This window comes from Acinetobacter sp. YH12129 (assembly GCF_013418685.1).
Lineage (GTDB): Bacteria > Pseudomonadota > Gammaproteobacteria > Pseudomonadales > Moraxellaceae > Acinetobacter > Acinetobacter amyesii.
Genome location: NZ_VPBP01000036.1, coordinates 1 through 4,761, shown reverse-complemented (window position 1 = coordinate 4,761; position 4,761 = coordinate 1). Strand labels below are relative to the sequence as shown.

2 protein-coding genes are annotated in these 4,761 nt (G+C 41.7%); one reads left to right on the top strand and one right to left on the bottom strand.

The window, feature by feature from the left end; translation table 11 throughout:
• Nucleotides 1-120 precede the first annotated feature (120 nt).
• Nucleotides 121-1,242 carry a glycerophosphodiester phosphodiesterase family protein gene (locus FTU65_RS14130; protein ID WP_180066956.1) on the bottom strand — a complete coding sequence of 374 codons (1,122 nt, stop codon included), beginning with the start codon at nucleotides 1,240-1,242 and terminating at the stop codon, nucleotides 121-123.
• 343 nt (nucleotides 1,243-1,585) lie between these two features.
• On the opposite strand from FTU65_RS14130, the gene FTU65_RS14125 reads away from it, so the two are divergent.
• Nucleotides 1,586-4,669: a multidrug efflux RND transporter permease subunit gene (locus FTU65_RS14125; RefSeq protein ID WP_180066954.1), complete on the top strand. Its 3,084-nt coding sequence runs from the start codon at nucleotides 1,586-1,588 to the stop codon at nucleotides 4,667-4,669.
• Nucleotides 4,670-4,761 lie beyond the last annotated feature (92 nt).

Below are 4,761 nucleotides of genomic sequence, written 5' to 3'. Positions count from 1 at the left end.
AGCTCCAGCACCTCAGCCAGTGGCAACGCAGTCAGCCGCAGAATATTTGGCAAACCCACTTTAAAATTTCCATTGAACAATAAAAAAGACGCCTCGGCGTCTTTTTTCATTTTAGGAAAATTAGGGCTTTTGCAGTTGCGTTAAGGTTTTACGTGCCAGTCCTGGATCGTCGGCAAATACACCATCTACACCAGCTTTATAGAAGTTTTCAAATTCTTTGGCCGCACCTGTATCACAACGTTCTGTCGCCACAGAGCTACATTTTAAATAGTCAGGTAAAAAACCATTTTCAGGTCTGAGTGTATAAGGATGGACTTTCAAACCAGCAGCATGGGCATCTTTGACAAAACTGGTTTGTTTAAATTCAGTGTTTGAAAAGATATACGTTTTACTTGGGCCTACACCATCTGCATATTTTGCCACTGATTTTAGGCCTTCTGCAGTGGCTAAACTTGCATAATTTTGTGGAGACGTTTGTTGCTGTAAGTCACCCGGTATGGCAGTTGGACTATCTAATAATTGAATAATTTTGCCGTGTTTGAGGGTTTTCTTTTGCGTGAGTTGATCACGTAAGTATTTAAGATTGGTGGTTTCAAAGGACTGTAAATATACAGGTGCGATATCACGTGTATAACTGTATTTGGCAAGCGTTGTGAGTAAGCGATCTTCCATGGCTAGATTTTGCTGTTGAAAAAATGTGGGATGCTTGGTTTCAATATATAAACCAACAATTTTCCCAGTTTTTTTATAGTGAGCGTCGGCAAGTTCAATAATTTGTTCGAGCGTCGGGATGCTGTACTGATCATTATACTGAGTGTTATTAGGACGATATTGTGCAATACGCTCACGTGCTTTTACATTTTGAGTCAGTTCATTCAAATTAAAGTCTTCTGTAAACCATCCTGTATAGTCAATACCATCGATTTTTTTGGTGGTTTTTCGATCTGCAAATTGTGACAGCGTACTAATATTGGTTGTCCCTGAAATTTCACTTTCATGGCGCGCAACCAGATAGCCATCCTTGGTTGGTACTAAATCGGGTTCGATAAAATCCGCACCATCATCTATCGCTTTTTGATATGCGGCAAGGGTATGCTCGGGTCGCAAAGCACTGGCACCGCGATGCCCAACAATGACAAAACCAGTATCAGGCAAAACAGGGGGCTTGGTGACATGGGTTTTATCGTCATCCGAATTACATGCAGATAAACCGAAAACGCTAAAAAGGAGCAGTGAAGACACGCCCCCATGAGGATTTCACTTTGCTTGTTATGGCTAGATTTAACTGTTTTGTTAATTGTTTTTGCATGGCTGCCTCGGCATCTTTTTATTTAAATGAATGAAGTTGCAGGCATACATTGCAGGGCAGTGGCTAAGACTTCATGACAGAGGCGGTTTTGTCACATAAATTTACTAAAATAGCTGAAGTGGAGGCTCTCCATATTTTCTACATATTTCGCTTCAAGCAAGGTTTTTATGTAGTCTAGGCTTGTAATCAAGCACATTGTGATTGATTATCAATAAGATTTTTTGAAAAAATCAATCAACACATTTTATTTCATTAATTGAAAAGTGACATGGACTGATGCTGTCTAAGTTTTTTATTTATCGACCGATTTTTGCAGGTGTCTTGGCGATCATCGTCATGGCGCTCGGGCTATTTGCTGTCCTCAATTTACCGGTAGAGCGCTATCCAGATATTGCACCACCACGAATTACGGTCAGCGCAAGTTATAGCGGTGCGTCAGCAGAAACAGTTGAGGAAAGTGTCACACAAGTTCTTGAGCAACAAATTAAAGGAATTGATCATCTTTTATATTTTAGTTCAAGCAGCGACTCTTCAGGTCGAAGCCGGATCAGCATCAGTTTTGAAAATGGCACTGACCCAGATACCGCTCAAGTACAAGTACAAAATGCCATAAATGGAGTAATCAATCGGCTGCCTGAAGATGTGCAGCGCCAAGGGGTAAATGTCTATAAATCTTTGGGTGATACCCATATGGTTATCGGCCTCTATGATGAGACTGGCAAGAGTTCGAATATCGAACTTGGTGACTATATGATGACTCATCTAGAACAGGACATTGCTCGAATTGAGGGTATTGGTGAAGTCGATGTTTTTGGTTCGCAATTTGCCATGCGCATATGGCTCAACCCACTGAAGTTAAAGCAATATAGCCTTATGCCCAGTGATATCCGTGCGGCTGTTGAATCACAAAATACGCAGGTTGCAGCCGGAGCCGTAGGTGAATTGCCCAGTGTTTCGGATCAATATCTCAATGCAAAAGTCACTTCAGGTACACGTTTAAAGTCAGTTGAAGAATTTGAAAATATTATTGTCAAATCTGCACGAGACGGCAGTTTTGTCTATTTAAAAGATGTTGCACGTGTTGAATTGGGTGCGGAAAATTATTCAGGGGTCAATACCATTAACGGGTATCCATCTTCAGGGATGGGGATCTCATTGGCTTCTGGGGCAAATGCACTTGAAACCTCAGCCTTAATTAAGCAAGAAATTGAACAATTAGCGAAGCAATTACCTGCCGGTTATAAAATCGTTTATCCACGGGATAACACGCCATTTGTACAAGAATCGATTAAAGAAGTGGTGAAAACATTATTCGAAGCCGTTTTATTAGTGGTTTTGGTGATGTTTATCTTCTTACAAAATTGGCGAGCAACGCTGATACCTGCGATTACCGTGCCTGTGGTGATTCTAGGGACTTTAGCGATTTTATATGCTTTGGGCATGACCATTAACACGCTCACCTTGTTTGCATTGGTATTGGCCATCGGTCTGTTGGTCGATGATGCGATTGTTGTGGTGGAAAATGTCGAACGTTTAATGCATGAACAACAGTTAACAGCAAAACAAGCGGCCATCGAGTCGATGCATGAAATTAGCGGGGCATTAATCGGGATTACTTTGGTATTAACCGCTGTCTTCATTCCTATGGCGTTCTTTGGTGGTTCAACGGGCGTGATCTATAGACAATTTTCCATCACACTTGTGGCTGCAATGGGCTTGTCATTGATGGTTGCGCTAATTTTAACGCCCGCATTATGTGCCTTAATTTTAAAACCCAATCCAAAACCACAGCGCTGGGCGATTTGGTTTAACACCAAATTAGAGATTTTAAAAACCAAATATTTGACCCTTGCACAAGCCACGGTTCGTTATCGCTTATGGACGGTGGTGTTGTTTGCGGGGCTCATTACGGTATTTGCTTTGTTTTATCGTGCGTTGCCGACCAGTTTTATTCCTAGTGAAGATCAAGGCATTTTGAGTGTGCAACTTAAATTACAAGAGGGTGCACCGATGTCTAAAAGTCGTGAGGTCGGTGAACAAATTCGACAGTACTTTTTGACTGAAGAAAAGCAAAATGTCGATTTGGTGATGATTCGTTATGGACGAAATTTTTCTGGTACGGGTCAAAACTTAGGGCAAGGCTTTATTGCACTGAAGCATTGGGATGAACGTTCAGGACAACACAATTCAGCGCAAGCGATTCGTGAACGTGCTATGAAACATTTTAAAAAGTTCAACAATGCACAAATTAATGTCAGCATGCCGTCTTCAGTCAGTGGTCTTGGGCAAACCGATGGTCTGGAGTTTTGGCTGAGAGATATGAATGGCGAAGGACGTGCTTATCTCGATGCGCAATTTAAAAGCTTGCAACAGAAATCCGCACAATACAGTAGTTTCGAAAATTTAGACAAACGCTCTAACCCAGACAAAGCTGAACTGAAAGTTGATATTGATCAAAAACAAGCGATGGCCATGGGTTTAACGCAAAATGCGATTAATAGCACCATGAGTAGTGCATGGGGCGGGAGTTATATCAACGATTTCATTGACCGTGGACGTATTAAACGCGTCATGATGCAGGCAGATGCCGAATTCCGTTCTAAACCAGAAGATTTAGCCTATTGGCATGTACGTAATGACCAAAATGAAATGATTCCATTTAGTAATTTTTCAACCATTGGTTGGAGTGGTGGTCCAGAAGTTGTTAACCGTTTTATGGGCTATACCGCATTACAAATGGAAGCGGATACTGCCAAAAATGTCTCAAGTGGACAAGCCATGCAAGATGTGAAAGCTTTAGTTGACCAAGTGCCGGGTGTAGACGTGGCATGGAGTGGGTTATCCTTTGAAGAGCAAAAATCAAGTCATCAAGCGATTTGGCTATATTTAGTCTCGATTGGATTTATTTTCCTCTGTCTTGCTGCCCTATATGAAAGTTGGAGTATTCCAACTGCAGTCATGAGTGCGATTCCACTTGGGATAGGTGGTAATATTTTGTTTAGCTACCTGGCCGGTTTTCCAAATGACATCTATTTCCAAATTGCCTTGCTGACGACCATCGGTCTGTCCTGTAAAAATGCGATCTTGCTTGTAGAGTTTGCAGCGATGGCACAAGAAAAAGGCAAACATGTAATCGAGGCTGCAATGGAAGGCGCAGCACTTCGTTTACGTCCTATTTTGATGACCTCTTTGGCTTTTGGTGCGGGAGTGGTTCCTTTAGTTCTTGCTTTTGGTGCAGGTGCAGCCAGTCGCCAAGAGATTGGGGTGAGCGTACTCGGTGGGGTGATATTCGGTACGGTCTTGGTACTGATTTTTATTCCGTTTATGTATAGCCAAATCCTAAAAACTATAGAACAATAGAGATATGGGATATTCAAAAGATTTTAAAGACAAAGTCATAGAAATTATGATTCGAGATGAAATGTCTGTGCGAAAAGCAGCACAGCATTTTA

Bases quoted from the DNA above. Each gene is read 5' to 3' on its own strand.
- FTU65_RS14125 (WP_180066954.1), top strand. From the start codon at position 1,586: ATGCTGTCTAAGTTTTTTATTTATCGACCGATTTTTGCAGGTGTCTTG.